Below are 27,000 nucleotides of genomic sequence, written 5' to 3'. Positions count from 1 at the left end.
TCAAACGGCCGCGATCTCCGCCTCGTCATTCGCTGCAACCTGCCGCGCGATCTGCACGGTGCGGGTAAGCGAGACGCGTGTTCCAGGCCCGGCGTCCGCGATCGATATCTCGGCCCCCAGCTGTTTGGCGAGCGCCTGCACGATGCGCGTGCCGAGCCCGGCCTGCGATCGACCTGCATCTTCGTTCATGCCAACGCCGTCGTCAGACACCGACAGCGTCCAGTCCTCGCCCTCCGCGGCATAACCCACGACGACATGGCCGGGACGCCCGTCCGGAAAGGCATGCTTGAGCGCGTTGATTACCAGTTCGGTGACGACCAGCCCCATGCTGACCGAAATATCGCCGCCGATCGACACCGGATCGACCCGTGTTGTCAGCGTCAGCTGATCGCGGTCATAGATCATCGACGCCCCGATGCTGGCGCATAGCTGTGCCAGATAGGGCTCGAGTTCAACCGAACCGGCGTCGGATTCGGCGAGGTGACGTTGCAGCGTCGCGATCGACATCACGCGCTGGTGCGCATCGCTCAAATGGCCGCGCGCCTCGGTCGACTGTACTTTGCGCGCGCTCTGCATCAGGATGCTCGCGATGATCTGCAGGCTGTTGGCGACGCGGTGCTGCATCTCGTGGAGAAGGGCGGCATTGTCGTGGACCAACGATTTCTGCCGCTTCTCGCTCGCTCGCACTTCGGTCACGTCGATCACAGTGACTAGCATCCGCGTGTGATGGATGTCGCCATAGTCGAGCCGCTGCGCCTTGATCACGACACATCGCACGCCGGCGGCGCTGGTCTCGATCTCCATCTCATACGCCTCGACCTCCGCCGCGCCCGACAGCGTCGCGTCGATCAGCGAGTGGAGCCGCGGCAGATCCCAATGATGATCGTCGAGGTCATAGATTGTCTGCCCGGTGACGGTTTCGGGATCGATACCGAACGCGGCACAGAAGCTGTCGCTCGCCGCGACGACCGCCAGATTTTCGTCGAGCAGCAACAGCGGCGCGTCGGAGGCGAGCACCACCGCGAGCCCCAGCGTGCGGCCCAGATTGATCGAAGGTTGATCGGCAGCCATGCGGCGCGCCTTCCCGGTCCGCCCGGACCGCAGGACGCGGCCTTGTCGGCAACCATAGCGCGGGGGTCCTCGATCGATCTTGCAAACGACTGCCCCGGAAAGCTGTCATAGCATGCCGCCGGAGACAGACGCGTATGAATTCGGCAATCTTGGGATACTCCCGAACTGAAGGTCTGGCCAGAATCGGTCGCTTACGGGCTTAGCCGCCACGACATGCCCAATGGCAGCTTTTCTGAATTCCACGCGCGCAGACCGTCTCAGTTCGGCCATTTCAAGTCACTTACTCTCGGTCAGCCTAAGCGTGGCGACGGACAGCGCTATGGCAACGGCCGAAGCGATCCAAATGCTCGCGTCCGGAAGCCAAGTGTAAGTTGCTGCCCCGGAGATGCCGCCTAATACAAGCGCAAGCCAGAGCAGCAGATAGGGAAACCAAGCGGTTCGATTTCCACCCAGCGCCGCATCGGCCAGTTTGTGCCCCAGCTTGACCAGCGTGCCGGTCATATAGGTGACGCCGATGCTCACCTCGCCATCGCGCTGGAAGATCGTGTTCGAGGCGCCCATTGCCAGGCAGAGCAGTCCGATCGTCGGAATATCGAGGCCCGCGCTCTGGCAAATCGCTGCGCCAGTGAGAAGAACGGCCACCCCGGTCATCGCGGTCACCTTGCGATGGGCGATCGTGACCTTGGCGCAGAGTATCAGATTAAGGACCACGCCGCAGACAAACAGGGCGATCAGCGCCGCGGCGGCGAACCCTAGAGCGGCGCCTTCCACTATTCCGATCGCCATTCGGGTCGAGTTGCCGCTCATGAAAGACACGAACAGGCCGCCCGATTTCATAAATCCGATGGCGTCGACATATCCCGCGAGCGCCGCGAGGGAGCAGGCTAGCGCGCGAAAATTCCTGTCGTACCGGATCATGCTCAGTTCAATAGCATCGCGGCATCCGCCGTGTCTGCACCAAGCCGCTTGATGGAGGGTCATCCGCTCGCGAGCGGGCATCTACGTATGTCCGGGCCACCATGATGCGGCGATAGGGTGGACGATGAAAACAATCGCTACGCTCACGATGAACCCGGCAATCGATGTCGCCTACGAAGCCGATCGCGTGATGCACACGCACAAGATACGGTCGCGTCACGAACGCTATGATCCGGGTGGCGGCGGCATCAATGTCGCCCGCGTCGTCGCCCGGCTTGGCCTCAAGCAGCGGCTCGTCCATGACTGACTCCGGAAAATGACAGGTTAGTCGGGCTTCGTGCTCTCCTCCCGCTAAGCGCCACCACGCCTTGGCGAGGTCTTCGTTGAGGTGGCCCGGCTGGCCATGGTTCGCCCGAAGAGAAGATGTGGCGCCGATCGATTCCTGGTCTGCCGGGCGAGTGTCCCCGTCTCTGCAAATGCGGTCGATACGGTGCCAATGAGTTCGCGAGCGATATACAAGCCGGCAGCTGCCAGCGTCGCCGAGACGCCCGCGCAACCCAGCAAGGCGAGCCATGCGGCAACGCGATCACCCGAGCATCCCAGCAGCGTATGAGAGGCCTCGCGTGAGCTTGCCGCGGGAATCTTTGGTCCGAAGGTCACAATATTCTCCTTCCGTCAGCTTGCGCTGGCCTCTCCAGCCCGCTGGGTTTGGAATAAAAGATCGGAGATATCCGGTCGCTCCACTTCCTGCTGAACGGCCAGCAAATCTTGCTGTCTGGAGCCTCGCGCTCGAAATTTCAGCCAGCAGGAGACGGCGTACTGGCGGCGTTGCTCCTCGCTTGCAGGATCGGCGTAGACCTCCGAGTGAGCGACAAGTTACCCGGCGAACGCAGAGACTCTGTGTTCGGCATCAAGTGATCGTCTGGTCGTGCCCTTCAGGTAGCGCGAGAATGTCCGCTTCTTGAGACCTGCACCTCAAACCCGACTGGCTGCAACCGGCCATAGCTGCGCGTTCAGTGCACTTGCCTCTAGGCCGCACCGGCGCGAAGAGGGAGCTTCCAGTTCGGTCGAACGAAATGGCAGGTATATCCGTTCGGAAGGCGTTCGCGATAAGTTGCGGACCTACGAGCTAAGGAACACCGAAATTTCCCAATGATTTGAGTGCCCACCATATTCATGTCGGGCGCGCCATTTTCCCATATTTCCAAACGGTTCGATTGACTCTCTCGAAGGGAGTCGGTCTGCCGACGGTCGGAAGCATCGGGGCGTCACTCGCCCATGGCCCCGGCCGTATTTCGGCCCTAAGCGTCGTTGGCCGGGCGCTTCGGGGACGATATATGAGCTCAAAAATCTTCGGGATAAGCCAAGCCGACGCGCGCCGGTTGTGGCTTCGCGCGCAGCGCCTCGACGCGAGGGCGCCGTTCGGCGCAGGGCCATCAGCGGTCGCCGCGGCGATCGGCCATCTCGGCTATGTCCAGATCGATACGATCAACGTCATCGAGCGTTGCCACCATCACATCCTCTGGTCACGCATCCCCCGATACCGGACTGCGGCGCTCGCCGCCGTCCAGTCGGTCGAGAAGTCTGCGTTCGAATATTGGACCCACGCGCTCGCCTATGTGCCGACCAGGGACTATCGCTATTTTGTCCCCGCGATGGAGGCCAGGCGCGGCAAGGCCCATCCCTTTCACGGCAACATCGATCCCGATGCCTATGGGGCGATGCTCGCGCGAATCCGCGATCAGGGTCCGCTGTCGCTGCGCGATATCGAGGACGAGACACTGGAGGAGAAGCGGCATCCTTGGGCAAGCCGGAAGCCGTCGAAGCGCCTGCTGGACCATGGGTTCTGGATTGGCGACCTCACGATCAGCGCGCGGACCGGGATGGTAAAGACCTACGAACTGACCCACCGGCACTTCGGCTGGACCGAGCCGATGCCGGCGGCGACGGCCGATGAATTCGCCTCCTATCTGCTCGACCGGGGGCTGCGCACGCAGGGCGTCGTGAGCCTTGAGAGCATGACCTATGGCGACGCGCCCGCCAAGGCGGCAGTGGCGCGGCTGGTTGCCGGGCGCGTCGCGAGCGGTGCGCTCGTCCCGGTCGAGATCGCTGGGCTGGCGCGGACCAGCCACTGGACCACGCCTGCCGCGCTCGACGAGGTCGCCACCTTGGAGCGGACACTCCGGGCCCATATCCTGTCGCCGTTCGACCCGCTGGTGATCCAGCGAAAGCGCCTCGCGGCGCTTTTCGGCCACGACCACCGGTTCGAGGCCTATGTTCCCGCGGCCAAGCGAATCCTCGGCTATTTCGCGCTTCCGATCCTCGTCGGCGACCGCGTCGTCGCCGCGATCGATACGAAGATGGATCGCAGGGCCGGCGCGTTGGCGATCCAGAAATGGACCTGGCTCGTCCCCGAAACATCGGGATTGCGACGGCGGATCGAGGCTGCGCTGGACCGGTTCGAGCAGTTTCAGAAAGTGGCGTGAGCTATTGGCATTTCCCGTAACCCGCGCCGCGCACCGCGCGGCCGGGGGTGGCGCCGGTCGGTTCGCCGTCCTTCAGCGCGGCGACGCCGTTGACGAAGACGTCGCGCACCCCGACCGAATATTGGTGCGGGCTCTCGAAGGTCGCGCGGTCGGCGATCGTGGCGGGGTCGAAGACCACGACATCGGCATAATAGCCGGGCTTCAGCGCGCCGCGTTCCTTGATCCCCAAGTTCACGGCGGGCATCGCGGTCAGCCGGTGCACCGCCTCCTCCAGCGAAATCAGCTTCTCGTCGCGGACATAGCGACCGAGCAATCGGGCAAAATTGCCGTAGGTGCGCGGGTGCGCGCCCGATTTCAGGAACACGCCCTCCGTGGCCTGCGACGCGGCGTCGGAGCCGAAGCTCATCCACGGCAGCTGCACCTGTTTGCGGACATTGTCCTCGGACATCAGGAAATAGACGGTGCCGACGCGCGAGCCGTCCTCGACGACCAGGTCCATCGCGGTCTCCTCGGGGCTCTTGCCGCGCATCGCCGCGACCTCGGCGAGCGTCTTGCCGGTGAGCGGCTTGAGCTTTTCATTCTTGAAGCCCGACAGGATCATCTTGTCGGCGCCCGCGCCGATATAGAGATTTTCCCAGTCGCTGCCCGGCTTCTGCATCTCGGCGCCTACACGCGCGCGCGTCGCCGGATCCTTCAGCCGCTCGATCCACGCCTCGAGCCCACCCGCCTGCACCCAAGTCGGCATCGCGGCATCGAGCCCGGTCGCGCCCGCGGTGTAGAGATACATGTCGGTGGTGATACGCTGCCCCGCGGCGCGCGCGGCCTCGATCTTCTTCACCACGGCATCGAGTTTGCCCCAGTTGCTGCGCCCGGCCATCTTGAGATGATAGATTTCGGCGGGCGCGCCCGAGCGGCGCGAAATCTCGATCAGCTCGTCCACCGCCTCTTCCAGCCGGTCGCCCTCGGAGCGCATATGGCTGATATACATGCCGCCGCACTTCGCCGCCTCGCTGGTCAGCGCGACGAGCTCGTCGGTCTCGGCATAGGAGCCGGGGGCGTAGATCAGCGAGCTGCCGACGCCGAGCGCGCCCTCGTCCATCGCCTGCCGCACCAGCGCGCGCATCTTGGCCAGCTGCTCGGGGGTCGGGTCGACATCGCCTTCGCCGAGCTCGTGCACCCGCACCGTCGCGGCGCCGACGAAGCTCGCGACATTGGTCGCGACCCCGCGCTTCTCCAGCCAGCCGAGATAGTCGCCGAGGCTGGTCCAGCCGATGTCAAATTTGATGTCGCCCTGCCGCTCGGTTTCCTGCCGCTTCATCGCGGCGTTCATCGGCCCCATCGACCAGCCCTCGCCCATCACCTCGAGCGTGACGCCCTGGCGGATATCGCTCTGGCTCCTGGGGTCGGCGATCAGCGATTCGGTCGCCCAGCTCAGCATGTTGATGAAACCCGGCGCGACCGCCATGCCCGCGGCCGAGACCTCGCTGCGGCCCTTGCCCGCGACGGTGCCGACCGCGACGATGCGGTCGTCCTTGATCGCCACGTCGCCCTTGACCGGCGCCTTGCCCGATCCGTCGTAGATCGTGCCGCCGCGGATCACGACGTCATAGGCGGAGTCCTCGGCCGCCTGCGCCGCGGTCAGCGCGAGCAGGCTCGCGACCAGCGCCAACGACCCCGCGATCCGCCTTGTGCCCGCCATGTCTTTTCTCCCTGCTGCTGCGACCGAGGCATCATCCTGCCCCAAGCCTGCGCGGCTGGCCATAGGCGCCTGCGCGATTATCAGGCTTGATCACCGTCCGCCGCCGCGCCAAGGGCCTTGCAACGAAACGACGGGAGGAAGCCTTGATCAAGACGCGCATTACCGAGAAATTCGGTATCGAAACCCCGATCCTGATGGGCGGCATGACCGGCGTGGGTTACGGCCCGCTCGTGGCCGCGGTCGCCAATGCCGGTGCGCTCGGCTTCATCACCGCGCATATGTATCCGACGGGGCAGGCGTTGTTCGACGAGATCGAGGCGACGCGGAAGCTCACTGACAAGCCCTTCGGCGTGAACCTGACCCTGCTGCCGTCGATCAACCCAATTCCCTATGACGAATATCGCGAGGCGATCATCGCGAGCGGGATCAAGATCGTCGAGACCGCGGGCCGCGCGCCGACCGATCACCTGCCGCGCTTCAAGGAAGAGGGTGTCACCGTTATCCACAAATGCACCTCGGTGCGCCACTCGGTGTCGGCGGTGAAGAAGGGCGTCGACATGATCAGCATCGACGGCTTCGAATGCGCGGGGCACCCCGGCGAGGACGATGTCGGGCTCGTCGTACTGCTGCCCGCGACGGTCGATGCCTTGCCCGATGTGCCGATCGTCGCTTCGGGCGGCATGGCCGACGGGCGCAGCCTGGTCGCGGCGCTCGCGCTCGGCGCCGATGCAGTCAACATGGGGACGCGTTTCTGCGCCACGGTCGAGGCGCAGATCCACCAGAATGTGAAGCAGCGCATCGTCGATGCCAGCGAGACCGACACGGTGCTCGTCGGCCGGACGCTGCGCAACACCGCGCGCGTCGCGAAGAACGCCGTGTCGATGGAAGTCGCCGAGATTCAGCGCGACCCGACCAAGACCTTCGACGACGTCCGCCACCTGATGGCGGGCGTGCGCGGGCGCGAAAATGTGCTGCGCGACGGTGATGTCGACGGCGGCATCTGGACCAGCGGCCAGAGCCAGGCGCTGATCCACGATATCCCGACCTGCGCCGAGCTGGTCGCGAACATCATGGCGCAGGCCGAAGCGGTGCGCGCAAAGATCGCGGGTTAACTGCTAAACCTCGTCATTGCGAGGAGCGAAGCGACGCGGCAATCCAGAGGGGCGTAAACTCGCTCGGATTGCTTCGCTTCGCTCGCAATGACGAGCATAGGGAATCAGGCGGCTGGTTCCTGCCAGCCGCCGCCCAACGCGAGGAATACCGCGACGAGGTTCGTCGCGCGCTGCTGTTCGGACTGCGCGATGCTCGCGTTGATGGCGGCGAGCGAGCGTTCGGCGTCGAGCACGACCTGGAAATTCTCGCGCCCCGCCTGATAGCGCAGCCGCGCGATGCGCGCCGCTTCGCCGGCTTCCGCCGCCGCGCGGCGCAGCGCTGCCAAGCGGTCGAGCTCGCCCGCATAGTTGGCGAGCGCGCTTTCGCTTTCCTGCAAGGCGGTGAGCCATGCGCCGTCGAAGGTTGCGAGCGCGCCGTCGGCGCCGGCCTCGGCCTGTTTCAGCCGCGAACGCGCGACCTCCATATTGGGGAAGCTCCACGAAATCAGCGGGCCGAGCGAGAAGCGGAAGCTGTCCGATGTGCCCAGCCCCGAGATCGAGCTCGCGGTCGAGCCGATCGAGCCGCCGAGGCTGATGCTAGGATAGAGGTCGGCGGTCGCGACATTGACCCGCGCGGCGGCGGCGGCGAGCTGGCGTTCGGCGCGGCGGATGTCGGGGCGGCGCGCAAGCAGCGACGCGCCGTCGCCGACCGGGACCGGCCGGTTCAGTTCGGGCGGCGCCGTGCATGCCAGCACCGCCTGCGGCGCCTCCGCGGGCGGTTTGCCGGTCAGCACCGCGAGGCGATAGAGCGCCGCCGCGCGCTGTGCGGTCAGCGTCGGGATCGTCGCGCGCGTCTGTTCGAGCAGCGCGCCGGCCTGCCCGGTTTCGAGCCGCGTCGTGCGGCCGCCCTCGAACAGGCGCCGCGCGAGGTCGAAGGTCTGTTGCTGGATGCGCAGCGTGTCTTCGGCGACCGCGATCTGGCGGTTGAACGAACAGACGTCGGTGTAGGCCCGCGTCGTCTCGGCGGCGACCGTGATGCGGGTCAGGTCGAACGCCGCCTGCACCGCATCGGCGTCGGCGCGCGCGGCGCGGATCGCGCTGCCGACGCGGCCGAACAGGTCGATCTGGTAACTGACGTCGAGCCCGACGTCGTAATTTTCGCCCTCGAACGCGCTGGCGCCGGGGATGTCTTCGCTCGCGCCGACGAGCGGCTGGCGCGCATAGGTTCCGTTGGCGCCGATCGTCGTCGTCGGCAGGCGGCCGGCGCGCTGCTCGCGCAGCACCGCGCGCGCTTGCGCCAGATTGGCGGCGGCGACGCGCAGGTCGGTGTTCGCCGCCAGCGCCTCGGTCACCAGCTGGTCGAGCAAGGGATCGCCGAACAGGCTCCACCACGGTCCCGGCGGCTGCTCGCCGCTGAACGCGGGCGACTTGCCAGCCTCGAGGAAGGGCGTCTGCGACGGCGCCGCGGGAACCGGCGAGACATAGCGCGGGCCGACGGTGCACGCCGACAGCGCGAGCGCGCTCGTGGCGGCGATCAGGATCGTACGGGTCATCAGAAACTCTCCACCGGCCGGTCGTCGGTCTTCCTGTTCCGGCGGAACCAGCGGTTCGCGCGGTCGCCCATGCGGCGGCAGAGGACGTAGAAGAGCGGGGTGAAGATCAGCCCGAAGATGGTCACGCCGATCATGCCGAAGGTCACCGCGGTGCCGAGCGACTGGCGCATCTCCTGCCCCGGCCCCGACGCGGTGGCGAGCGGGATCACACCGAAGATGAAGGCGAAGCTGGTCATCAGGATCGGCCGCAGGCGCGAGCGCGCGGCGTGGACCGCGGCGTCATATTTGTTCATCCCGTCCTCTTCCTCGGCCTGTTTGGCGAATTCGACGATCAGAATCGCATTCTTCGCGGCGAGCGCGATCAGCACGACCAGCCCGACCTGCGTCAGGATATTATTGTCCATGCCGCGCAGATTGACGCCGATCATCGCCGCGAGGATGCACATCGGCACGATCAGGATCACCGCAAGCGGCAGCGGCAGCGATTCATATTGCGCCGCGAGAACGAGGAAGACGAACACCACCGCGAGCAGGAAGATCAGGACCGAGCTGCTCCCCGCCGCCTTCTGCTGATAGGCGAGGCCCGTCCATTCATAGGCGAAGCCGTTCGACAAGGTCTTGTCGGCGAGCCCCTCCATCGCCGTCAGCGCGGTGCCCGACGAGACGCCCTGGGCTGCCTGGCCTTGCAATTCGACCGCGGGGAAGAGGTTGTAGCGCACGACGCGCGTCGGACCGCTGTCGTTGCGGAAGGTCGCGACCGACGACAAGGGCACCATCTCGCCCGAGGTCGAGCGCACCTGCAGCCGCCCGACATCCTCGATGCTCGCGCGCGAGGTCGGTTCGGCTTGGGCGGTGACGCGGAAGGTGCGGCCGAGGAAGTTGAAGTCGTTGACATAGGTCGACGCCAGATAGGTGCCGAGCGCGGCATAGACCTGGCTCGGGTCGACGCCCAATATCTGCGCCTTGTCGCGGTCGACGTCTGCAAAGATGCGCGGGCTGCCCGTGTTGAACAGCGAGAAGACCTGTTGCACGTCCTTCATCTGCGCCGCGCCGCCCATCATCGCGCCGGTGACCTGCTCGAGCTCTTTGTAGCTCTGTCCGCCGGTCGCCTGGAGCATCATGACGAAGCCGTTGCCGTTGCCGAGGCCCTGCACCGCGGGGGGTGCGATGACGAAGGCCTGCGCCTCGGGCAGCGCATTGGCGAGCACGCCCGACAATTGCTGCGAGAGGGCGGCAGCCGAAAGCTTGCTGCCGCGCTCGTCCCAGTCGGTGAGCTTGACGAACATCGTGCCGGCGTTCGACGCGCTCGAGAAGCTGGCGCCGTCGAGCCCCGCGAAGGTCGCGATATTTCTTACGCCCTCGATCTTGGTGACTTCCTTCTGCGCGCGTTCGAGCACTTCGCTCGTGCGGTCGAGCGACGCGCCTGGGGGCAGCTGGACGACACCGATCAGAATACCCTGGTCCTGGTCGGGGATGAAGCCCGTCGGGGTGGCGGTTAGCCGCCAGCCGGTCGCCGCCAGCAGCACCGCATAGATGGCGAGCATCACCGTCGTCTTGCGCACCAGCGAGGCGGTGGTGCGGCCATAGCGGTCGGACAATTTGTCGAAGCCGCCGTTGAACTTGTCGGCGGCGGTGCGGAAGAAGCGCGCGACGCGGTTCTTGGGCGGTTCGCGATGCTCCTCGTGCGGCTTCAGCAGCAGCGCCGCCATCGCGGGCGACAGCGTCAACGAAGTGAGCAAAGAGAAGACCGTCGCCGCGGCGATCGTCACCGCGAACTGCTGATAGAAGATGCCGGGAATGCCGGGGACGAAGGCGGTCGGCACGAACACTGCGACGAGCACCAGCCCGATCGCGATCAGCGCGCCCGACACCTCGTCCATCGTCCGGTGCGCGGCTTCGCGCGGGGACAGGCCCTCGCGGATATGCTTCTCGACCGCCTCGACGACGACGATCGCATCGTCGACGACGATGCCGACCGCGAGCACCAGCGCGAACAGCGACAGCGAGTTGATCGAGAAACCGAGCGCGAGCTGGACAGCAAAGGTACCGACCAGCGCCACCGGAATCGCGACGATCGGGATGATCGCGGCGCGCCAGGTCTGGAGGAAAACGAGCACGACCAGCACGACGAGGACGATCGCCTCGACGAGCGTCTCCTGCACCGCGGTCACCGACGCTTCGACATATTCGGTCGGATTGTACGGAATCGAATATTCCAGCCCCGGCGGGAAATCCTTCGACGCCGCCTCGACTTCCTTGAGCACCAGGTTCGCGGCGTTGAGGGCATTCGCACCGGGCTGCTGGATCACCGCCATGCCGACGCCCTTCTGGCCGTCGAAGGTGCCGCGGATGCCATAATCCTGCGCGCCCAATTCGACGCGGCCGATATCCTTGATCCGCGTGATCGCGCCGTTCGCCGTGTCGGTCTTGATCACGACATCGGCGAATTGCTCGGGGCTGACGAGGCGGCCCGGGACTTGGACCGGCAGTTCGAAGGCGGGGTTGCCCTTGCCATAGGGCGGCGCGCCGACCGACCCGCCGGCGACCTGGACATTCTGGCTCTGCAGCGCGGCGACGATTTCGGGCGCGGTGAGGCCCCGCGCCGCGGCCTTGTCGGGATCGATCCAGATGCGCATCGAATAGAAGCCGCCGCCGAAAATCTGGACCCCGCCGATGCCGTCGAGGCGCAGCAGCCGGTCGCGCAGCGTCGAGTTCGCGTAATTGCCGACATAATCGACGTCGATCGCGGGATCGGTCGACGTCAGCGCGACGATCATCAGGAAGCCCGATTCCTGCTTGTTCACCTGCACGCCGATCTGGCGCACCTGTTCGGGCAACCGCGGCTCGGCGAGCGCGACACGGTTCTGCACCAGCACCTGCGCGGCATCGAGGTCGGTGCCGGGCTGGAAGGTGACGGTGATCTGCGCCGCGCCCTGCGTCGAGCTGCTCTGGAGGTAGAGCATGTCCTCGACGCCGTTGATTTCCTGTTCCAGCGTCGCGGCGACGGTCTCGGCGATCGTCTCGGACGACGCGCCGGGGTAAGCGGCGGTGACGCTGATCGTCGGCGGCGCGATCTCGGGATATTGCGCAAGCGGCAGCTGCGGATAGGCGAAGGCGCCGATCAGCGTGATGAAGATCGCGATGACCGCCGCGAAGATCGGGCGGTCGACGAAGAAGCGGCTGAAGTTCACTTCGCCGCTCCCGCCTTCGCGTCACCTTTCGCGGCGGGCGCACCCTTGGGCATGATCACCTTGCCGTCGGCGCCGATGCGCCCCGCCTGGACTTTCGCCGGCTTGCCCGGCATCGCGCGCTGGATGCCGCCGACGATGATGCGGTCCTTGGCGGTGACGCCCGAGCGGATCACCTGCAGATTGCCGACCACCGGGCCGAGCTGGACCGGGCGCGCCTGCACCACATCCTTGGGGCCGATGACATAGACGACGCGGCGAGGGCCGTCGGTGACGATCGCGGTGTCGGGCAGCAGGAAGGTGGGGCGCGGCGCCGAGGCGGCGAGCTGGAGCTGGCCGAAAAGGCCCGGGCGCAGCGCGCCGTCGGGGTTCTGCACCACCGCGCGCACGGTGATCGTGCCCGACCCGTTCGACAGCGCATTGTCGACGAAATCGATGCGCCCGCCGATGCTGTAATCGGCCGCACCCTGCAGCTTGATGCGCACCGGCGAACCGACCAGCGTGTCGCCGCGGCGCTCATATTCGAGCAGGCTCGCCTCGGATCCCTGGAAGCTGAAGTGGATCGGGCTGGTCGACACCACGGTGGTCAGGATCGACTGGTCGGCGGTGACGGCATTGCCGGGATCGACCAGCCGCTGAGACACGCGGCCCGAGATCGGGGCGGTCACGCGGGTGAAACCGACGTTGAGCTCGGCGGCGCGAATCGCGGCGCTCGCGGCGGCGACATCGGCCTCGCTCGTGCGTACCGCGGCGCGGCGCTGTTCGACCTCTTCCTGGCTCGCGGCCTGCGACTTGGCAAGCGTCTCGCTGCGCGCGAGCTCGGTCTTCGCATTGGCGAGCGTCGCCAGCGCGCGGGCCCGCTGCGCGCGCGCCTGGTCGAGCGCGGCCTGCGCCGGGCGCGCGTCGATGGTGAAGAGGAGTTGCCCCGCGCGGACATATTGGCCGTCGGTGAAATGCGCGCGCTGCAGGTAGCCCGAGGCGCGTGGGCGCACCTCGACGCTGTCGACCGCCTCGAAGCGGCCGACATAATCGTCCCATTCGGTGATCTCGCGGACCAGCGGCGGCGCGACGGTCACCGGCAGCTGCGGCGGGCCGCCCTGTTCCTCGCCGCCCGAACAGGCGGCGAGCGTCAGCGAACACAAAATCGAAAGCGCAAGGGAGCGGCGCAAGGTCATGGGGCTGGTCTTTTCTTTTTTCAGGGCGGTCCGACATCGCGCGGCAGGGAGGGGGGAGGTGCCGCGCGATGTCAGACTTTGCCGATTAATCTGCGTTAGCGGACAAGTCAACAGGTGTTGATTTAATTCTCAGCGTCGATAAGAGGGAGCGATGGAGAGAGAAATTATCGTCAAAAAACGTGACGCGGTCGCGACACGCGCCGCGATCCTTGCGGCGGCGCACCAGCGCTTCCTGCGCGAAAGCTATGACGGCGTCGGGCTGCGCGACATTGCGGGCGACGCCGGGGTCGATGTCGCGCTGATCAGCCGCTATTTCGGCGGCAAGGAAGGGCTGTTTCGCGAAGTCGTCGCCGATAAGGAAAAGCCGAAGATATTCCGCGAGCCCAAAAGCGCCGCCGAACTGCCGGATTTCTTTGCGAGGCTCGTCGTCGAGGATGCCGACGAGGATCTCGAAAAGCGGATGGAGATGTTCGTCATCATGCTTCGCTCGGCTTCGTCGCCCAAGGCGGGCGAGGTCATCCGCGACCTTGTCCACCTCGACGTGCTGGGCCCGCTCACCGAACTCATCGGTGGCGACCAGAGCGAATTTCGCGCGACCATGCTGCTGTCGATCCTCATGGGCATCGGGGTGCTGCGCACGATCATGATGGTCGACGGCTTTACCGGCGGCGACGAGGCTATCGCCGATTGCACCGAACGCTTCCGTTGCCTCTTTGCGGCGGCGTTGACCTGTTGAAGGCATAACCTTCGGCATCAATGGAAATCGCGCGACTTCGGCAGGATGCGCACGTTGCGCGGATGGCCGTGGCGCTGGGCGTATCCGCGCGGCTGCTGCGGATGCGCGACCTCGTCGGCGCGGCATAGCTCGGGTTCGAAGGACCGGTCGCTGCCCAGCGTGTCGAGCAGTGCGGTTCGGTCGATGATGCGGTTCGCCATCAGATGGACGACGCCTTCCTTGCTCCGCTGCACCTCACCCGCGACTTCCATCAGCCGCGACGCCATGACGGCGCGGCGATAGCGTTCCATCAGACGCGCCCACAGCAAAATGTTGACGACCCCGCCCTCGTCCTCGATCGTGATGAATACCGCATTGCCCTTGCCCGGCCGCTGGCGGATCAGCACCACCCCTGCGGTGCGGACGAGCGCGCCATTCTTGGCGGCGCCGACCTGGAGGCAGCTCAACAGGCCTTCGCGGTCGAGCGCCGGGCGTAGAAATGCCATCGGGTGCCCTTTGAGCGACAGCCGCGTCGTCTGGTAATCGGTCAGCACATGCTCGACTAGTGGGGTGGGCGGCAGCTTGGCGTCATCCTCGGCGCCGAGCTCATCGGCTTCGGCGGCGCCGAACAAGGGCAGCACCCCCTGCCGCACCCGCCGCGCATCCCACAAGGCCGGGCGCCGCTCGAGCCCCATCGAATTGCACGCATCGGCCTCGGCGAGCAGTCGCAACGCGCGGGGCGGCAGGTTCGCGCGCCGCGCGAGTTCCTCGACCGAAGCAAAAGGGGAGATGCGGGCCTTGACGATCTCCCCAGCCCATTCCTCGCGAAACCCGTCGACCTGCCGAAAGCCCAGCCGCAGCGCGAGCGCCCCGTCATCGCGGCGCTCGAGGCTGTTGTCCCAGCCGCTGAAATTGACGTCGACCTCGCGCACCGCGACCCCATGCTCGCGCGCATCGCGAACGAGCTGCGCGGGAGCGTAGAAGCCCATGGGCTGCGAATTGAGCAGGCCGCAGCAAAAGACGGCGGGGTGATAATGCTTGATCCATGACGAGACATAGACGAGCCGCGCGAAGGATTGGGCGTGGCTTTCGGGGAAGCCATAGCTGCCGAAGCCCTCGATCTGCTTGAAACAGCGTTCGGCGAAATCCTTTTCGTAACCCCGCTCGACCATGCCGCCGACCATCTTCTCGCGGAAATTCTCGATCGTCCCGACATTGCGGAAAGTCGCCATGGCGCGGCGCAGGCCGTTCGCTTCTTCCGGGGTAAAACCGGCTGCGGTGATCGCGAGATTCATCGCTTGTTCTTGGAACAGCGGCACGCCGAAGGTGTGGCCCAGAACATCATATAGCTCGTCCTGCGGATATTGCGGCGCCGGAGACGGGTATTCGACCGGTTCCTCCTTGTTCCGGCGGCGCAGATAAGGATGAACCATGTCGCCTTCGATCGGTCCCGGGCGGACGATCGCGACCTGTACGACCAGATCGTAGAGTTTGCGCGGGCGCAGGCGCGGCAGCATGTTGATCTGCGCGCGGCTCTCGACCTGAAAGACGCCGATGCTGTCGCCTTTGCACAGCATGTCGTAGACAGCGGGATCCTTGGAATCGATGTCGAGCTCCAGCGTATGGTCGCCGAGGCCGTGCTCGCGCATCAGGTCGTAGCATTTGCGGATGCAGGTCAGCATGCCGAGCGCAAGGATGTCGACCTTCATCAGCCCGAGCGCGTCGATATCGTCCTTGTCCCATTCGATGAAGGTGCGGTCCTCCATCGCCGCATTGTGGATCGGCACCAGTTCGTCGAGCCGTCCCTGCGTCAGCACAAAACCACCGACATGCTGCGACAGGTGGCGCGGTGCCTCCAGCAACTCGCCGACGAAGCGGTGCAGCCGCTCGATCTCGCCATTATGCGGATCGAGCCCGGCTTGAACCAGTCGTTCCACCGGGACTTCATTGCCCCAATTTCCCCAGCTCGTGTCGGCAAGGCGTGCGGTGACGTCCTCGCTGAGGCCCAGCGCCTTGCCGACCTCGCGGATCGTGCTGCGCGGGCGGTAATGGATGATGGTCGCGGCGATCGCAGCACGGTCGCGGCCATAGCGATCATAGATATATTGGATCACCTCCTCGCGCCGCTCATGCTCGAAATCGACGTCGATATCGGGGGGCTCGTCGCGCTCGGCCGACACGAAGCGCGAGAAGAGCAGCTTATGCTCGACCGGATCGACCGAGGTGACGCCGAGCAGGAAGCAGACGATCGAATTGGCCGCCGACCCACGCCCTTGGCACAATATCGGCGGCTGCTGCGCGCGGGCGAAGCGGACGAGGTCGTAGACCGTCAGGAAATAATAGACGTAGTCCCGCTTCCGAATCAGCCGAAGTTCGTTCCCGACAAGTTTCCGGACCTTTTTGCTGAGAGGGGTTCCGTAACGCTTCTCCGCCGCCGTTTTGACCAGATGGTGGAGGTAATTGAAGGGCTTCCAGCCCTGCGGAACCGGTTCGTGCGGATATTCATAGCGCAGGTCCTCAAGATCGAAACCGATGCGGGCGAGCAGCTTGGCGCTTTGCTCGATCGCCTTGGGATAGCCGTTGAACAACCGCTTCATTTCGGCCGGCGCTTTCAGGTGGCGTTCGCCATTGGCGCGCAGCAGCTTGCCGGCTTTCCGGACCGTCTTTCCTTCGCGAATGCAGGTGATGATATCGTGCAGGGGGCGCTGCGCGGGGGTCGCGTAAAGCGCGTCGTTCGTGGCAAGCAGCGGAACACCGGTGGCCGCCGACAGCCGCTGCAGATCGGCCAGACGGCGGGCATCGGCGCCCGATTGCGGCATGGTGGCCGCCAGCCACACCGACTTCGGTCGCTTGCGCTTGAGGGTGCGAAGCACTGCCTCGTCGCCTTCCATCGCGATCAGCAACAGGTCGTCGCAATGCTCCAGCAGGTCGTCCAGAGAGAGGGTACAGCCGCCCTTTTGCGCGCGCAGGTTTCCGGTCGACAGCAGCCGTGTCAGCCGGCCCCAGCCGTGGCGGCTGACCGGATAAGCGACGATGTCGGGGGTGCCGTCGGCAAAAACGAGCCGCGCGCCGACGGCCAACCGGAAATGCGCGACAGTCTCAGGCGCCTTGACCTGCAACTCCTTCAGAAACGCCCAAGCGCGCACCACCCCGGCGACGCTGTTGCGGTCGGCGATACCGATGCCTTTCAGGCCGAGATCGAGCGCGCGCGCAACCATGTCGGCGGGGTGGGAGGCGCCGCGCAGAAAGCTGTAGTTGGTCGCTGCGACCAGCTCAGCGAAAGCGGGTTCGGGCGGCGTTGCGGGGGGCGGCTCCGCGCTCATGCGAACACCCCGTGGATATACCAGCGCGGGTCGGGCTTTTCGTCGTAGAGCCCGTGGCGGAACAGCCAGAAGCGGCGGCCCTGCGCATCCTCGACGCGGTAATAGTCGCGCGTCAGCCCGGCATTGTCGCGGCGGCGCCACCATTCGGCGGCGATGCGCTCGGGCCCCTCGTAGCGGCGCACCGCATGCGCCTGCCGCCGCCAGCGGAACTGGTGCGGCGGGCCGTCGGGAACTTCGGCGATCACCTCGATCGGCTGCGGCGGATCGAACAGGTGGAAGGGGCGCGTCGGCGGCTCGCCGGGCTCGGGCGCCTGCCAGGGTTCGGGCGGCGGCGCGTCGATTGCGGGCAGCGCGAGCTGCGCCTGTTCGGGGATATGCGTGTCGGCGGCGAGCAGGCGGCGCACCCGCCCGCGCCCGAGCCGTGTCGTCATCCGGTCGACGAGTTCATCCATCGCCGCACTGCGCACCGCCCCGCCCTCGAGCTTGAGCTGCGTCGCGCCGAGCGCCTCGAGCCGCGGCACCGCGAGGCGGATCATGTCGAAGCCGAAGCCGGGGTCGAGCGGGTCGGCGAGCCCGTCCATCCGTTCGGCGAAGAGCCGCATGACGAGCGCGGTGTCGCGTGTTGGGTGGCCGGTCTCGATCTCGATGCCGCGCGCGAGCCCGTCGCTGCGAAAGAAGGTGGCGCGGAAATGGCGCCCGCCCTTGCCGCGCTCGCCGAGCTCCACCATTGCCTCGCCCACCAGTTCAGCCAGCACCCTGGTTGCATGCGCGCTGCTGCCGAGCGGTTCCGCGAAGCGGCGCTCGGTCGCGACGGGCGGCGGGGCGATGCGCGGGTCGAGCGGGCTCGGCGCATCGCCGAGGATGCGGCGCAGCGCGCCCGCGGCCTCGGCGCCGAAACGCGCGGCGATATTCGCCATCGGCCGGCTCGCGAGGTCGCCGATCGTCTTCAGCCCCGCGCGCACCAGCGCGGTCGTCGCCTCGGCCTCGAGTTCGAGCGCCGCGACGGGCAAGCGGCGCACCGCCTGGTCCTCGTCGGGCGCGGGGCGCGTCTGGTAGCGCGCGAGCGCGCGCGCCGCGTCGGCGGTCGGTCCGAGCGCGGTCCGCACGCTCATCCCGAGCCGCGACAGGCGCATTTCGAGGTCGTCGATCAGTCCGGCCTCACCACCCAGCAGATGGTCGGTCCCCGCGATGTCGAGGATCAGCCCGTCGGGGGCGTCGAGCGCCACCAGCGGCGTGTAGCGGTTGCACCCGAGCGCGAGCCGGTCGAGCCAAGCGGCGTCGGCGACCGGATCGTGCTGGACCACGAGCAACTCGGGCACCCGCGCGCGCGCGTCGGCGAGCGGCATGCCGGGGGCGAGCCCGACCGCCTGCGCGGCCCGGTCGACGCCCGCGAGGCGGAGCGCGCCGCGCGCCTTCTCGGCGAAGACGAGCGGGGCTTCAGGCGGCCGCGGCGCCGTGCGGCAGAGCCGCTCGGCGGGCAGCCACGGGAAGAACAGCGCCAGATAGCGCCGGGTCCCGGAAGACTTGTTCGTCATGGTACCATTCCAATTGCCAGTGCCCGCCCGCGGCGCCGCCGCGCCGACGCAGCAGTTCGAGGTCGAAGGCGGGCGCCCCCGGCGCGTTGGCTTCCAGTTCGCGCGACGGCGCTGCCGCGACGCTCCAGCGCGTTTCGGCGACGCTCGGGCTCGGCGTCGTATTGAGCCGCAGCATCAGCAGCGTCGTCCCCGCATCGCGCGCACCGAGCGCGAGGCGGCGCCCGGCGGTGAGGTCGAGCGCGGGCCACCGCCCCCAACTTTCGACGATCACCGCCGCCGACCCGGCGCCGCGAATCGCGTCATTGGCGCAGGCGAGCAGCAATTTGGGATCGGGCGCCTCGATCAACAGCAGCCGATCGGGATCGCCGCCGAGCTCGGCGATCCCAGGGGCGTAGATATGCCCGCCGCGCCGGCCGGCATCGGCGGTGCGCAGCCACACCAAAGGCGCGTCCTCCGACCCGCGCAGCGCGAGCAGCGCGGCAAAGGCGGCGGCGCTCGTCGCATCGAGCGCATCGGCGGCGAAAAATTCGTGCAGGCGCCCCGTCGCGAGCCCACCTCCGAGCGCGGCGTCGAAGTCCGCATGACCGCTCGCCAGCCGCCCCGCGCTTGGCCCGCGCGGTTCGGCCTCGCCGGTGATCCGGGCGAGACGCCGGCGCAGGCCGGCGATAGAAGGGGACGACTCGTGAGGCATGATGTTCCTGATTTGTTCTATTAGCGCTTTCGGGGCTGCGCTTGTCAAGACGAGTCAGGATTACCCCGGCACGAACAGCCCCCGGCTCTCGCGCACCTCGCCATCGAGCCAGTCGATGAAGGCGCGGATGCGCGGTTGCGGGGCGACGTCGCGGTGGAGCGCCAGCCAGAAGGCGCGCGCGATGACCTGCTCGGGGCGCACGCGCACCAGCGCGGGATCGCCCGCGGCGAGGAAGCAGGGCAAAACGCCGACTCCCGCGCCGCCCGCGATCATCCGCCTTTGCGCGAGGATCGAGGAGGAGCGCACCCCGGCGCGCAGCCCCGGCTCGATTTCGCCCAGATAGTCGAGTTCGGGCGCGTAAAGAATGTCGGGAACATAGCCGATCACCGGCACCCCGGCGCGCGACAGCGGCGTCGCGGCGACCGCTTCCTGCCAGTCGGTGCGATTCGCGGGCGCATAAAGGCCGAGGCTGTAGTCGGACAATTTGCGCGTGATCAGCGGGCCCTTGCGCGGCCGCGCGAGCAGCACCGCCATATCGGCCTCGCGCCGCGACGGATTGAGGAAGCCCGACGAGGCGACGAGGTCGATCTCGAGCTCGGGATGCGCGGCGACGAAGCCCGCGAGGCGCGGCGCGATGAAGCTGTTCCCGAATCCTTCGGACACGCTGACGCGGAGTTGCCCCGACAGCGCCGCGCCGTCCTCGCCGACCGAGCGGATGCGCGCCGCCGCCGCCGCCATCGCCTCGGCATGGGGGACGAGCGCGCGGCCGGTCGCCGTCAAAAGGAAACCGCCCGGCGCGCGTTCGAACAAAGTCTGTTGCAGCAACGCCTCGAGCGCGCTCAGCTGCCGGCTGACCGTCGTCGCATCGACCTGCAAGGCTTGCCCGGCGCGCGCGAGCGTGCCCTGCTGCGCGACGGTCAGGAAATATTGCAGCTTATCCCAGTCCATGTCCTGCAAATATGCAGCATCGTCCTGCAAGTCTATCCCTTGCAATCGGCCCGCAACTCGGCTGTGGCAGCGGCAGCAATTTCGGGAGACTCATGATGCGACAGATCGACCATCTCATCGTCGGCGGTGTCGGTGGCGGCGGGCGCTCCAGCCCGGTGTTCGACCCCAACAGCGGCGGCGTGCAGGCCGAGGTCGCGCTCGGCGACGCGGCGCTCCTCGAAAAGGCGGTCGCCGCGGCGAAGGCGGCGCAGCCCGCCTGGGCCGCGACCAACCCGCAGCGCCGCGCGCGCGTGATGTTCGAATTCAAGCGCCTCGTCGAAGCCAATATGGACGAACTCGCGCACCTGCTCTCGTCCGAGCATGGCAAGGTGATCGCCGATTCGAAGGGCGACATTCAGCGCGGCCTCGAGGTCATCGAATTCTGCTGCGGCATCCCGCATGTGCTCAAGGGCGAATATACGCAGGGCGCGGGCCCGGGCATCGACGTCTATTCGATGCGCCAGCCGATCGGCATCGGCGCCGGCATCACCCCGTTCAACTTCCCCGCGATGATCCCGCTGTGGATGTCGGGCGTCGCGATCGCGACGGGCAACGCCTTCCTGATCAAGCCCAGCGAGCGCGACCCCAGCGTGCCGGTGCGCCTCGCCGAACTCTTCCTCGAAGCCGGGCTGCCCGAGGGCATCTGCCAGGTCGTCCATGGCGACAAGGAAATGGTCGACGCGATCCTCGACCACCCCGACATCGGCGCGGTCAGCTTCGTCGGCTCGTCGGACATCGCGCATTATGTCTACAACCGCGGCGTCGCCAACGGGAAGCGCGTGCAGGCGATGGGCGGCGCAAAGAATCACGGCATCGTCATGCCCGACGCCGATCTCGATCAGGTGGTGAACGACCTCGCCGGCGCCGCCTTCGGCTCGGCGGGCGAACGCTGCATGGCGCTCCCGGTGGTGGTCCCCGTCGGCGACGAGACCGCCGAGCGGCTCAAGGCCAAGCTGATCCCCGCGATCGAGGCGCTGCGCGTCGGCGTGTCGACCGATGCCGAGGCGCATTACGGCCCCGTGGTGACGCAGGCGCACAAGGAAAAGGTCGAGGGCTGGATCGCGAAATGCGCCGACGAGGGCGCCGAACTGGTGATCGACGGCCGCGGCTTCAGCCTGCAGGGGCACGAGAAGGGCTTCTTCATCGGCCCGACCCTGTTCGACCATGTCACCACCGACATGGAATCGTACAAGGAAGAGATTTTCGGCCCCGTGCTGCAGATCGTCCGCGCCCCCGATTTCGAGACCGCGCTGTCGCTGCCCTCAAAGCACCAGTACGGCAATGGCGTCGCGATCTTCACGCGCAACGGCCATGCCGCGCGCGAATTCGCCGCGCGGGTCAATGTCGGCATGGTCGGCATCAACGTGCCGATCCCTGTGCCGGTCGCCTATCACAGCTTCGGCGGCTGGAAGCGGTCGGCGTTTGGCGACACCAACCAGCACGGCATGGAAGGCGTCAAATTCTGGACCAAGGTCAAGACGATCACCGCGCGCTGGCCCGACGGCTCGCCCGACGGCGGCAACGCCTTCGTCATCCCGACGATGGGATAAGCCGGCGTTGTTGCGCCGGCTGCTCCTTCCCCTCCTGATCTTGTTGCTGCTGCCGGTTCCGGCGGCGGCGCAGAAGCTGATCGCACTGTCGTTCGACGACGCGCCGCGCGGGCGCGGGGCTTTCTTCACCCCCGACGAGCGGACCGAACGGATCATCGCCGAACTGAAGGCGGCCGAGGCACCGCAGGCGGTGTTCTTCGTCAACCCCGGCGCGCTCGGGCGCGGCGACGGGGTCGGCGGCGAGGAACGGCTCGCCGCCTATGTCGCGGCGGGGCACGTCATCGCCAACCACAGCTTCAGCCACCCGCACCTGAACGCCACCAGCGCCGAGGCCTATCTCGCCGATATCGACAAGGCCGAGGCCTGGCTGAAGGGTCGCCCCGGCTATCGCCCCTGGTTCCGCTTCCCCTTCCTCGACGAGGGCGGCCAGGACAAGGTCAAGCGCGACGCGCTGCGCGCGGGCCTCGCGACACGCGGCCTGCGCAACGGTTATGTCACCGCCGAGTCCTCGGACTGGCACCTCGAAACGCTGACGATCCAGGCCGCGAAGGCAGGCAAGACGATCGACCGCGACGCGCTCGGGCGGCTCTACGTCACCTGGCATGTCGAGGCCGCCGATCATTCGGACGGCCTGATGCAGCAGGTCATCGGTCGCCAGCCGGTGCAGATGCTGCTGCTCCACGAAACCGACCTCGCCGCGCTGTACATCGGCGACCTCGTCCGCGCGCTCCGCAAGGCCGGCTGGACCGTGGTCAGCGCGGACACCGCCTATGCCGACCCGATCGGCGCGCTCATGCCCGACGTGCCGTCGGCACAGGGCACGCTGACCGAGGCGCTGGCGTGGGAAAAAGGCCTGCCCGCGCCGCGCTGGTATCGTTATAATGACACGCGCCTCGCGACCGCCGAATTTGAGCGGCAGGTGCTCCACGAAGGCGGCGACAAATGAAACTCGTCCCGACGCCTGCGCATTTCTCCCGGCAAAGGAGAAAGATAATGACCCGCACCCTGCTTCCCCTGTTCCTCTCAGGCGGCATGCTGATGCTCGCCGCCTGCGGCGATAGCGCCGACAAGGCCGCGCCCGAGGAAAAGGCGAGCGTCGCGCCCGCGACCGACGCCGAACCCGCGCCGCCGCCTCCCGCGCCCGAACCGACCCCCGCCGAGGAGTATCAGCCCGATCCCGCGATGAAGCCGCCCGCCGCCGTCGAGGCGGGCATCGGCAGCGGCGAAAAGGCGATCCCCGCCGCGATCCAGGGGCGCTGGGCGCTCAATGCCGCCGACTGCCCGAAGCGCCCCGGCACCGACCTCACCGCGCTCGTCATCGACGCCGCGAACCTGCGCTTCCACGAATCGCACGGCGAACTCGCGCGCGTCCGCGAACGCAGCGCGAACCGCATCGTCGCCGATTACAAGTTCAGCGGCGAAGGCATGGATTGGGACCGGCTGATGATGCTCAGCATCGCCGATGGCGGCAAGACGCTCGTCCGCCGCGACTATGGCGAGGGTGCCGCGGCGAATGCGATGCGCTATACGCGCTGTGCGGCCTGACCGGGCCCGATTTGGACAAGGGAGACAGATGATGGAGTTTCGCTGGATCGCCGCCGCAGCCCTGCTGCCGCTCGCCGCCTGCCAGGCGATGGACGGCGGCGCCGAACCCGCCCCGCTGCCCCCGCCCGCCGAGGCCGCGTGCAACGGCGACGCCGGACAGAGCTTCGTTGGGCAGACCGCGACCGCCGAAACCGGCGCCGCGCTCCTCCGCGCCACCGGCGCACGCACCCTGCGCTGGGTCGCGCCGGGCATGGCGGTGACGATGGACTATCGCCCCGACCGGCTCACCGTCTCCTACGACGGCGCGATGAAGATCGAACGGGTCAGCTGTGGCTGATTCGGGCGCGGCGGCGGGGGGGCGTCGCAACCATAGTTCGGCGTCGCCGTTCGAGCCCGTCTACGGCTACAGCCGCGCGGTACGCGTCGGCAATCGCATCGACGTCGCCGGCTGCGCGCCGATCGAGCCCGACGGCAGCTCGACTCCCGGCGATGCGGGCGCCCAGGCGGCGCGCTGCCTGACGATCATCCGTGAGGCCCTGGAAGCGCTCGGCGGCACGCCCGCCGATGTCGTGCGCACCCGCATGTATATCACCGACCCCGCCGACGCCGACCTCGTCGGGCGCGCGCATGGCGCGATGTTCGGCGATATCCGCCCCGCCTCGACGATGCTCGTCATCCCGGCGCTGATCCGCCCCGAGTGGAAAGTCGAAATCGAAGCCGAAGCCATCCTCATCGAGAAATGACCATGACCGACCAGTTCCAGCTTACCGACGACCAGCTCGCCATCCAGGACATGGCGCGCAAGTTCACTGCCCACCGCATCACGCCCTTCGCGGCCGAATGGGACGAGAAAAGCCATTATCCCGTCGAGGTGTGGAAGGCCGCGGGCGAGCTCGGCTTCGGCGCGATTTACGTCGCCGAGGAATCGGGCGGCATCGGGCTCGGCCGATTGGAAGCGGCGCTGATCATGGAGGCGATGGCCTATGGCTGTCCTGCTACATCCGCCTATGTCTCGATCCACAATATGGCGACCTGGATGATCGACCGCTTCGGCGGCGCCGAGGTCAAGGCGCGCTTCCTGCCCGACCTCGTCAGCATGGAAAAGATCGCGAGCTATTGCCTGACCGAACCTGGTTCGGGCTCGGACGCCGCCGCGCTCAAGACCACGGCGAAGCGCGACGGCGATCATTATGTGCTCAACGGCACCAAGCAGTTCATCTCGGGTGCCGGCTATAACGACATCTATGTCTGCATGGTCCGCACCGGCGAGGAAAAGTCGAAGGGCATCTCCTGCCTCGTCATCGAAAAGGACACGCCCGGCCTCAGCTTCGGCGCGCCCGAGAAGAAGCTCGGCTGGAACGCCTCCCCGACCGCGCAGGTGATCTTCGAGGATTGCCGCGTGCCGGTCGAAAATCTCGTCGGTGCCGAGGGCGACGGCTTCCGCTTCGCGATGGCGGGGCTCGACGGCGGCCGCCTCAACATCGGCGCCTGCTCCTTGGGTGGCGCGCAGCGCTGCCTCGACGAGGCGATCGCCTACACCAAGGACCGCCAGCAGTTTGGCCAACCGATCGCCGATTTCCAGAACACCCAGTTCATGCTCGCCGACATGGCGACCGACCTCGAAGCCTCGCGCGCCTTGCTCTATCTCGCCGCGGCGAAAGTCACCGCCAACGCCCCCGACAAGTCGCGCTTCTCGGCAATGGCGAAGCGCCTCGCGACCGACAATGGCAGCAAGATCGTCAACGACGCGCTGCAATTGTTCGGTGGCTATGGCTATCTGCGCGACTATCCGATCGAGCGTTTCTGGCGCGACCTGCGCGTCCATTCGATCCTCGAAGGCACCAACCAGGTCATGCGAATGATCGTCGGACGGGATTTGTTGCGGCAATAGGATTTCCCCTCTCCCGTCGGGAGAGGGTTGCGCAGACTTGCGAGCTTGCTCGCTAGTCGCAGCTGGGTGAGGGGATGGTTGCCAACGATAGAACGCAACCCCTCATCCAACTCCGCCTAACCGGCAAGCCGGTAAGGCTCCATATCCTTCTCCCGACGGGAGAAGGTTTTGAGAGGGCTTATGACCGAAGACGTTCTCGTCGCACAGCAAGGCGCCATCGGCCGCCTCTCGCTCAACCGCCCCAAGGCGATCCACGCGCTGAACCTCGACATGGTCCATGCCATGACCGACGCACTCGTCGCGTGGAAGGACGATCCTGCGGTGCAGGCGGTGCTGCTCGACCATAGCGAAGGTCGCGGCTTCTGCGCCGGCGGCGACATCGCCTTCCTGCGGAATTCGGCGCTGACCGACGACGGCGTCTCCGGCCGCCGCTTCTTTCACGACGAATATCAGCTCAACCATCTGCTCTTCACCTACGCCAAGCCGGTGGTCGCCTTCATGGACGGGATCACCATGGGCGGCGGGGTCGGCATTGCGCTGCCGGCCAAATATCGCGTCGCGACCGAGAACACCCGCCTCGCCATGCCCGAGACGGGGATCGGCCTCTTCCCCGACGTCGGCGGCGGCTGGTATCTCTCGCGGCTCGAAGGGCGCGTCGGCCCCTTCCTCGCGCTCACCGGCGCGCGGCTCGACGGCGCCGAATGTTTGGCGCTCGGCCTCGCGACCCATTATCTCCCGGTGGACAAGCTCGCCGAGGCCAAGGCGCGCATCGCCGAGCATCCCGACCGCATCGGCGGCATCCTTGGCGAATTGTCGGCCACCCCGCCCGAGGCGAAGATCCTGACGCATATCGCCGACATCAACCGGCTCTTCGCCTCCGACAAGCTCGAGGACATCCTTGCCGCGCTCGAAGCCGACCCCGGCGAATGGGCGGCGAAGGAACTCGCCGCGCTGCGCACCAAATCGCCCCAGACCTGCAAGGTCGCGCTGCGCCAGCTTGCCGACAGCCTGAGCCTGCCCGATTTCGCCGCGAACATGGCGATGGAGTATCGCATCGGCAGCCGTGTGCTCACCCGCCCCGACTTCGCCGAGGGCGTGCGCGCGGTGATCGTCGAAAAGGACAATAAGCCGCAATGGAATCCCGCGACGGCCGAAGGGGTGAGCGACGAGCTGATCGCCGCGATCTTCGAGCCGTTGCCCGCGCAGGAAGAATGGACGCCGCTATGAGCTTCGCCGACCCGATCGCGCTCTATCATGCGGTAAAACACAGCTGGTCGGCCGAGACGATCGGCGATCCGTTCGACCCCGCGAACCCCTGCCGCAACCAGTGCGCCGTCACCGCGCTCGCCGTCCACCATCATTTCGGCGGCGATATCGTCAAGACCGCGACCAAGGGCGGCACGCATTTCTACAACCGGATCGACGGACGCTATTGGGATCTGGCGGCCGATCAGTTCGACGAGCCCATTCCCTATGACAATCGCCTGACGTCGATCGACGAGGCGTATGACCATGCCACGCCGGCGCAGCTGCAACAGCTGCTGCGCAACATCGACGCCAACCGCTGAAACAGGACAAGACC

The 27,000-nt window shown here is 66.9% G+C and carries 21 protein-coding genes and 1 pseudogene; 12 read left to right on the top strand and 10 right to left on the bottom strand.

Annotated features, from left to right (window positions below):
* Together BWQ93_RS14850 and BWQ93_RS14845 are read right to left on the bottom strand one after the other, a co-directional pair.
* On the bottom strand, window positions 1-1,071 hold the full coding sequence (locus BWQ93_RS14850; protein WP_077031230.1) for a sensor histidine kinase: 1,071 nt from the start codon (window positions 1,069-1,071) through the stop codon (window positions 1-3).
* A gap of 276 nt (window positions 1,072-1,347) precedes the next feature.
* Window positions 1,348-1,989, bottom strand: coding sequence for a YoaK family protein (locus BWQ93_RS14845; RefSeq protein ID WP_077031229.1), 642 nt, complete (start codon window positions 1,987-1,989; stop codon window positions 1,348-1,350).
* A gap of 124 nt (window positions 1,990-2,113) precedes the next feature.
* Here BWQ93_RS14845 and BWQ93_RS14840 point away from each other — a divergent pair.
* Both BWQ93_RS14840 and BWQ93_RS14835 read left to right on the top strand, forming a co-directional pair.
* Window positions 2,114-2,269 (top strand): annotated as a pseudogene (locus BWQ93_RS14840) (1-phosphofructokinase family hexose kinase); the annotation flags it as partial.
* A gap of 1,057 nt (window positions 2,270-3,326) precedes the next feature.
* The gene (locus BWQ93_RS14835; protein ID WP_077031227.1) at window positions 3,327-4,475 is read left to right on the top strand and encodes a winged helix-turn-helix domain-containing protein; all 1,149 of its coding nucleotides are present in this window, start codon (window positions 3,327-3,329) and stop codon (window positions 4,473-4,475) included.
* Window position 4,476: 1 nt separating this feature from the next.
* Here the strand turns inward: BWQ93_RS14835 and BWQ93_RS14830 are convergent, their stop codons facing one another.
* Entirely contained in the window at window positions 4,477-6,174 is a 1,698-nt protein-coding gene (locus tag BWQ93_RS14830) for an N-acyl-D-amino-acid deacylase family protein (protein WP_077031226.1), read from the bottom strand.
* A 143-nt stretch (window positions 6,175-6,317) separates the two neighbouring features.
* On the opposite strand from BWQ93_RS14830, the gene BWQ93_RS14825 reads away from it, so the two are divergent.
* Window positions 6,318-7,286, top strand: coding sequence for an NAD(P)H-dependent flavin oxidoreductase (locus BWQ93_RS14825; RefSeq protein WP_077032442.1), 969 nt, complete (start codon window positions 6,318-6,320; stop codon window positions 7,284-7,286).
* A 104-nt stretch (window positions 7,287-7,390) separates the two neighbouring features.
* Here the strand turns inward: BWQ93_RS14825 and BWQ93_RS14820 are convergent, their stop codons facing one another.
* From BWQ93_RS14820 to BWQ93_RS14810, 3 genes are read right to left on the bottom strand one after another with little or no spacing between them, the layout of a single operon-like run.
* Window positions 7,391-8,818 (bottom strand): efflux transporter outer membrane subunit, encoded by a 1,428-nt coding sequence (locus BWQ93_RS14820; protein ID WP_077031225.1) that lies wholly within the window; start codon window positions 8,816-8,818, stop codon window positions 7,391-7,393.
* On the bottom strand, window positions 8,818-12,009 hold the full coding sequence (locus BWQ93_RS14815; RefSeq protein WP_077031224.1) for an efflux RND transporter permease subunit: 3,192 nt from the start codon (window positions 12,007-12,009) through the stop codon (window positions 8,818-8,820). Before BWQ93_RS14815 ends, BWQ93_RS14820 begins: the two co-directional genes overlap by 1 nt.
* Entirely contained in the window at window positions 12,006-13,181 is a 1,176-nt protein-coding gene (locus tag BWQ93_RS14810; RefSeq protein ID WP_077031223.1) for an efflux RND transporter periplasmic adaptor subunit, read from the bottom strand. The genes BWQ93_RS14815 and BWQ93_RS14810 overlap by 4 nt, the downstream gene beginning before the upstream one ends.
* 151 nt (window positions 13,182-13,332) lie before the next feature.
* Between BWQ93_RS14810 and BWQ93_RS14805 the strand changes: the two genes are divergently transcribed.
* A complete protein-coding gene (locus tag BWQ93_RS14805) occupies window positions 13,333-13,917 on the top strand; it encodes a TetR/AcrR family transcriptional regulator (protein ID WP_077031222.1) in 585 nt (194 codons plus the stop codon).
* Between the two features lie 17 nt (window positions 13,918-13,934).
* Here the strand turns inward: BWQ93_RS14805 and BWQ93_RS14800 are convergent, their stop codons facing one another.
* Genes BWQ93_RS14800 through BWQ93_RS14785 form a run of 4 tightly spaced genes read right to left on the bottom strand, consistent with a single transcriptional unit; the run spans window position 13,935 to window position 20,393 of the window.
* Complete coding sequence (locus BWQ93_RS14800; protein WP_156878252.1) at window positions 13,935-17,219, bottom strand: error-prone DNA polymerase; 3,285 nt, start codon at window positions 17,217-17,219, stop codon at window positions 13,935-13,937.
* Window positions 17,216-18,754: a Y-family DNA polymerase gene (locus BWQ93_RS14795; protein WP_077031221.1), complete on the bottom strand. Its 1,539-nt coding sequence runs from the start codon at window positions 18,752-18,754 to the stop codon at window positions 17,216-17,218. Before BWQ93_RS14795 ends, BWQ93_RS14800 begins: the two co-directional genes overlap by 4 nt.
* Entirely contained in the window at window positions 18,657-19,445 is a 789-nt protein-coding gene (locus BWQ93_RS14790; RefSeq protein ID WP_077031220.1) for an ImuA family protein, read from the bottom strand. The genes BWQ93_RS14795 and BWQ93_RS14790 overlap by 98 nt, the downstream gene beginning before the upstream one ends.
* A 60-nt stretch (window positions 19,446-19,505) precedes the next feature.
* Complete coding sequence (locus tag BWQ93_RS14785) at window positions 19,506-20,393, bottom strand: LysR family transcriptional regulator (RefSeq protein ID WP_077031219.1); 888 nt, start codon at window positions 20,391-20,393, stop codon at window positions 19,506-19,508.
* A gap of 95 nt (window positions 20,394-20,488) precedes the next feature.
* On the opposite strand from BWQ93_RS14785, the gene BWQ93_RS14780 reads away from it, so the two are divergent.
* The 8 genes from BWQ93_RS14780 (at window position 20,489) to BWQ93_RS14745 (ending at window position 26,986) form a co-directional block, all read left to right on the top strand.
* Entirely contained in the window at window positions 20,489-21,982 is a 1,494-nt protein-coding gene (locus BWQ93_RS14780; protein WP_077032440.1) for a CoA-acylating methylmalonate-semialdehyde dehydrogenase, read from the top strand.
* 10 nt (window positions 21,983-21,992) lie between these two features.
* Window positions 21,993-22,928, top strand: coding sequence for a polysaccharide deacetylase family protein (locus BWQ93_RS14775; RefSeq protein ID WP_077031218.1), 936 nt, complete (start codon window positions 21,993-21,995; stop codon window positions 22,926-22,928).
* A gap of 47 nt (window positions 22,929-22,975) precedes the next feature.
* Complete coding sequence (locus tag BWQ93_RS14770) at window positions 22,976-23,527, top strand: hypothetical protein (protein ID WP_077031217.1); 552 nt, start codon at window positions 22,976-22,978, stop codon at window positions 23,525-23,527.
* 28 nt (window positions 23,528-23,555) lie between these two features.
* Window positions 23,556-23,864 (top strand): I78 family peptidase inhibitor, encoded by a 309-nt coding sequence (locus tag BWQ93_RS14765; RefSeq protein WP_232314617.1) that lies wholly within the window; start codon window positions 23,556-23,558, stop codon window positions 23,862-23,864.
* Window positions 23,857-24,270 carry a RidA family protein gene (locus BWQ93_RS14760; RefSeq protein WP_077031216.1) on the top strand — a complete coding sequence of 138 codons (414 nt, stop codon included), beginning with the start codon at window positions 23,857-23,859 and terminating at the stop codon, window positions 24,268-24,270. The genes BWQ93_RS14765 and BWQ93_RS14760 overlap by 8 nt, the downstream gene beginning before the upstream one ends.
* A gap of 2 nt (window positions 24,271-24,272) precedes the next feature.
* The gene (locus tag BWQ93_RS14755; protein ID WP_077031215.1) at window positions 24,273-25,418 is read left to right on the top strand and encodes an acyl-CoA dehydrogenase family protein; all 1,146 of its coding nucleotides are present in this window, start codon (window positions 24,273-24,275) and stop codon (window positions 25,416-25,418) included.
* Window positions 25,419-25,598: 180 nt separating this feature from the next.
* A complete protein-coding gene (locus BWQ93_RS14750) occupies window positions 25,599-26,645 on the top strand; it encodes an enoyl-CoA hydratase/isomerase family protein (protein WP_077031214.1) in 1,047 nt (348 codons plus the stop codon).
* On the top strand, window positions 26,642-26,986 hold the full coding sequence (locus BWQ93_RS14745) for a YunG family protein (RefSeq protein WP_077032438.1): 345 nt from the start codon (window positions 26,642-26,644) through the stop codon (window positions 26,984-26,986). Before BWQ93_RS14750 ends, BWQ93_RS14745 begins: the two co-directional genes overlap by 4 nt.
* The last annotated feature ends 14 nt before the right edge of the window (window positions 26,987-27,000 follow it).

It is taken from the genome of Sphingopyxis sp. QXT-31, assembly GCF_001984035.1.
Classification (GTDB): Bacteria; Pseudomonadota; Alphaproteobacteria; order Sphingomonadales; family Sphingomonadaceae; genus Sphingopyxis.
The sequence above is the reverse complement of the archived record's forward strand: the minus strand, read 5'-3'. Positions and strand labels throughout refer to the sequence as shown.

Bases quoted from the DNA above. Each gene is read 5' to 3' on its own strand.
- BWQ93_RS14850 (WP_077031230.1), bottom strand. From the start codon at position 1,071: ATGGCTGCCGATCAACCTTCGATCAATCTGGGCCGCACGCTGGGGCTC.
- BWQ93_RS14845 (WP_077031229.1), bottom strand. From the start codon at position 1,989: ATGATCCGGTACGACAGGAATTTTCGCGCGCTAGCCTGCTCCCTCGCG.
- BWQ93_RS14835 (WP_077031227.1), top strand. From the start codon at position 3,327: ATGAGCTCAAAAATCTTCGGGATAAGCCAAGCCGACGCGCGCCGGTTG.
- BWQ93_RS14830 (WP_077031226.1), bottom strand. From the start codon at position 6,174: ATGGCGGGCACAAGGCGGATCGCGGGGTCGTTGGCGCTGGTCGCGAGC.
- BWQ93_RS14820 (WP_077031225.1), bottom strand. From the start codon at position 8,818: ATGACCCGTACGATCCTGATCGCCGCCACGAGCGCGCTCGCGCTGTCG.
- BWQ93_RS14810 (WP_077031223.1), bottom strand. From the start codon at position 13,181: ATGACCTTGCGCCGCTCCCTTGCGCTTTCGATTTTGTGTTCGCTGACG.
- BWQ93_RS14805 (WP_077031222.1), top strand. From the start codon at position 13,333: ATGGAGAGAGAAATTATCGTCAAAAAACGTGACGCGGTCGCGACACGC.
- BWQ93_RS14800 (WP_156878252.1), bottom strand. From the start codon at position 17,219: ATGAGCGCGGAGCCGCCCCCCGCAACGCCGCCCGAACCCGCTTTCGCT.
- BWQ93_RS14795 (WP_077031221.1), bottom strand. From the start codon at position 18,754: ATGACGAACAAGTCTTCCGGGACCCGGCGCTATCTGGCGCTGTTCTTC.
- BWQ93_RS14790 (WP_077031220.1), bottom strand. From the start codon at position 19,445: ATGCCTCACGAGTCGTCCCCTTCTATCGCCGGCCTGCGCCGGCGTCTC.
- BWQ93_RS14785 (WP_077031219.1), bottom strand. From the start codon at position 20,393: ATGGACTGGGATAAGCTGCAATATTTCCTGACCGTCGCGCAGCAGGGC.
- BWQ93_RS14780 (WP_077032440.1), top strand. From the start codon at position 20,489: ATGCGACAGATCGACCATCTCATCGTCGGCGGTGTCGGTGGCGGCGGG.
- BWQ93_RS14770 (WP_077031217.1), top strand. From the start codon at position 22,976: ATGACCCGCACCCTGCTTCCCCTGTTCCTCTCAGGCGGCATGCTGATG.
- BWQ93_RS14765 (WP_232314617.1), top strand. From the start codon at position 23,556: ATGATGGAGTTTCGCTGGATCGCCGCCGCAGCCCTGCTGCCGCTCGCC.
- BWQ93_RS14755 (WP_077031215.1), top strand. From the start codon at position 24,273: ATGACCGACCAGTTCCAGCTTACCGACGACCAGCTCGCCATCCAGGAC.
- BWQ93_RS14750 (WP_077031214.1), top strand. From the start codon at position 25,599: ATGACCGAAGACGTTCTCGTCGCACAGCAAGGCGCCATCGGCCGCCTC.
- BWQ93_RS14745 (WP_077032438.1), top strand. From the start codon at position 26,642: ATGAGCTTCGCCGACCCGATCGCGCTCTATCATGCGGTAAAACACAGC.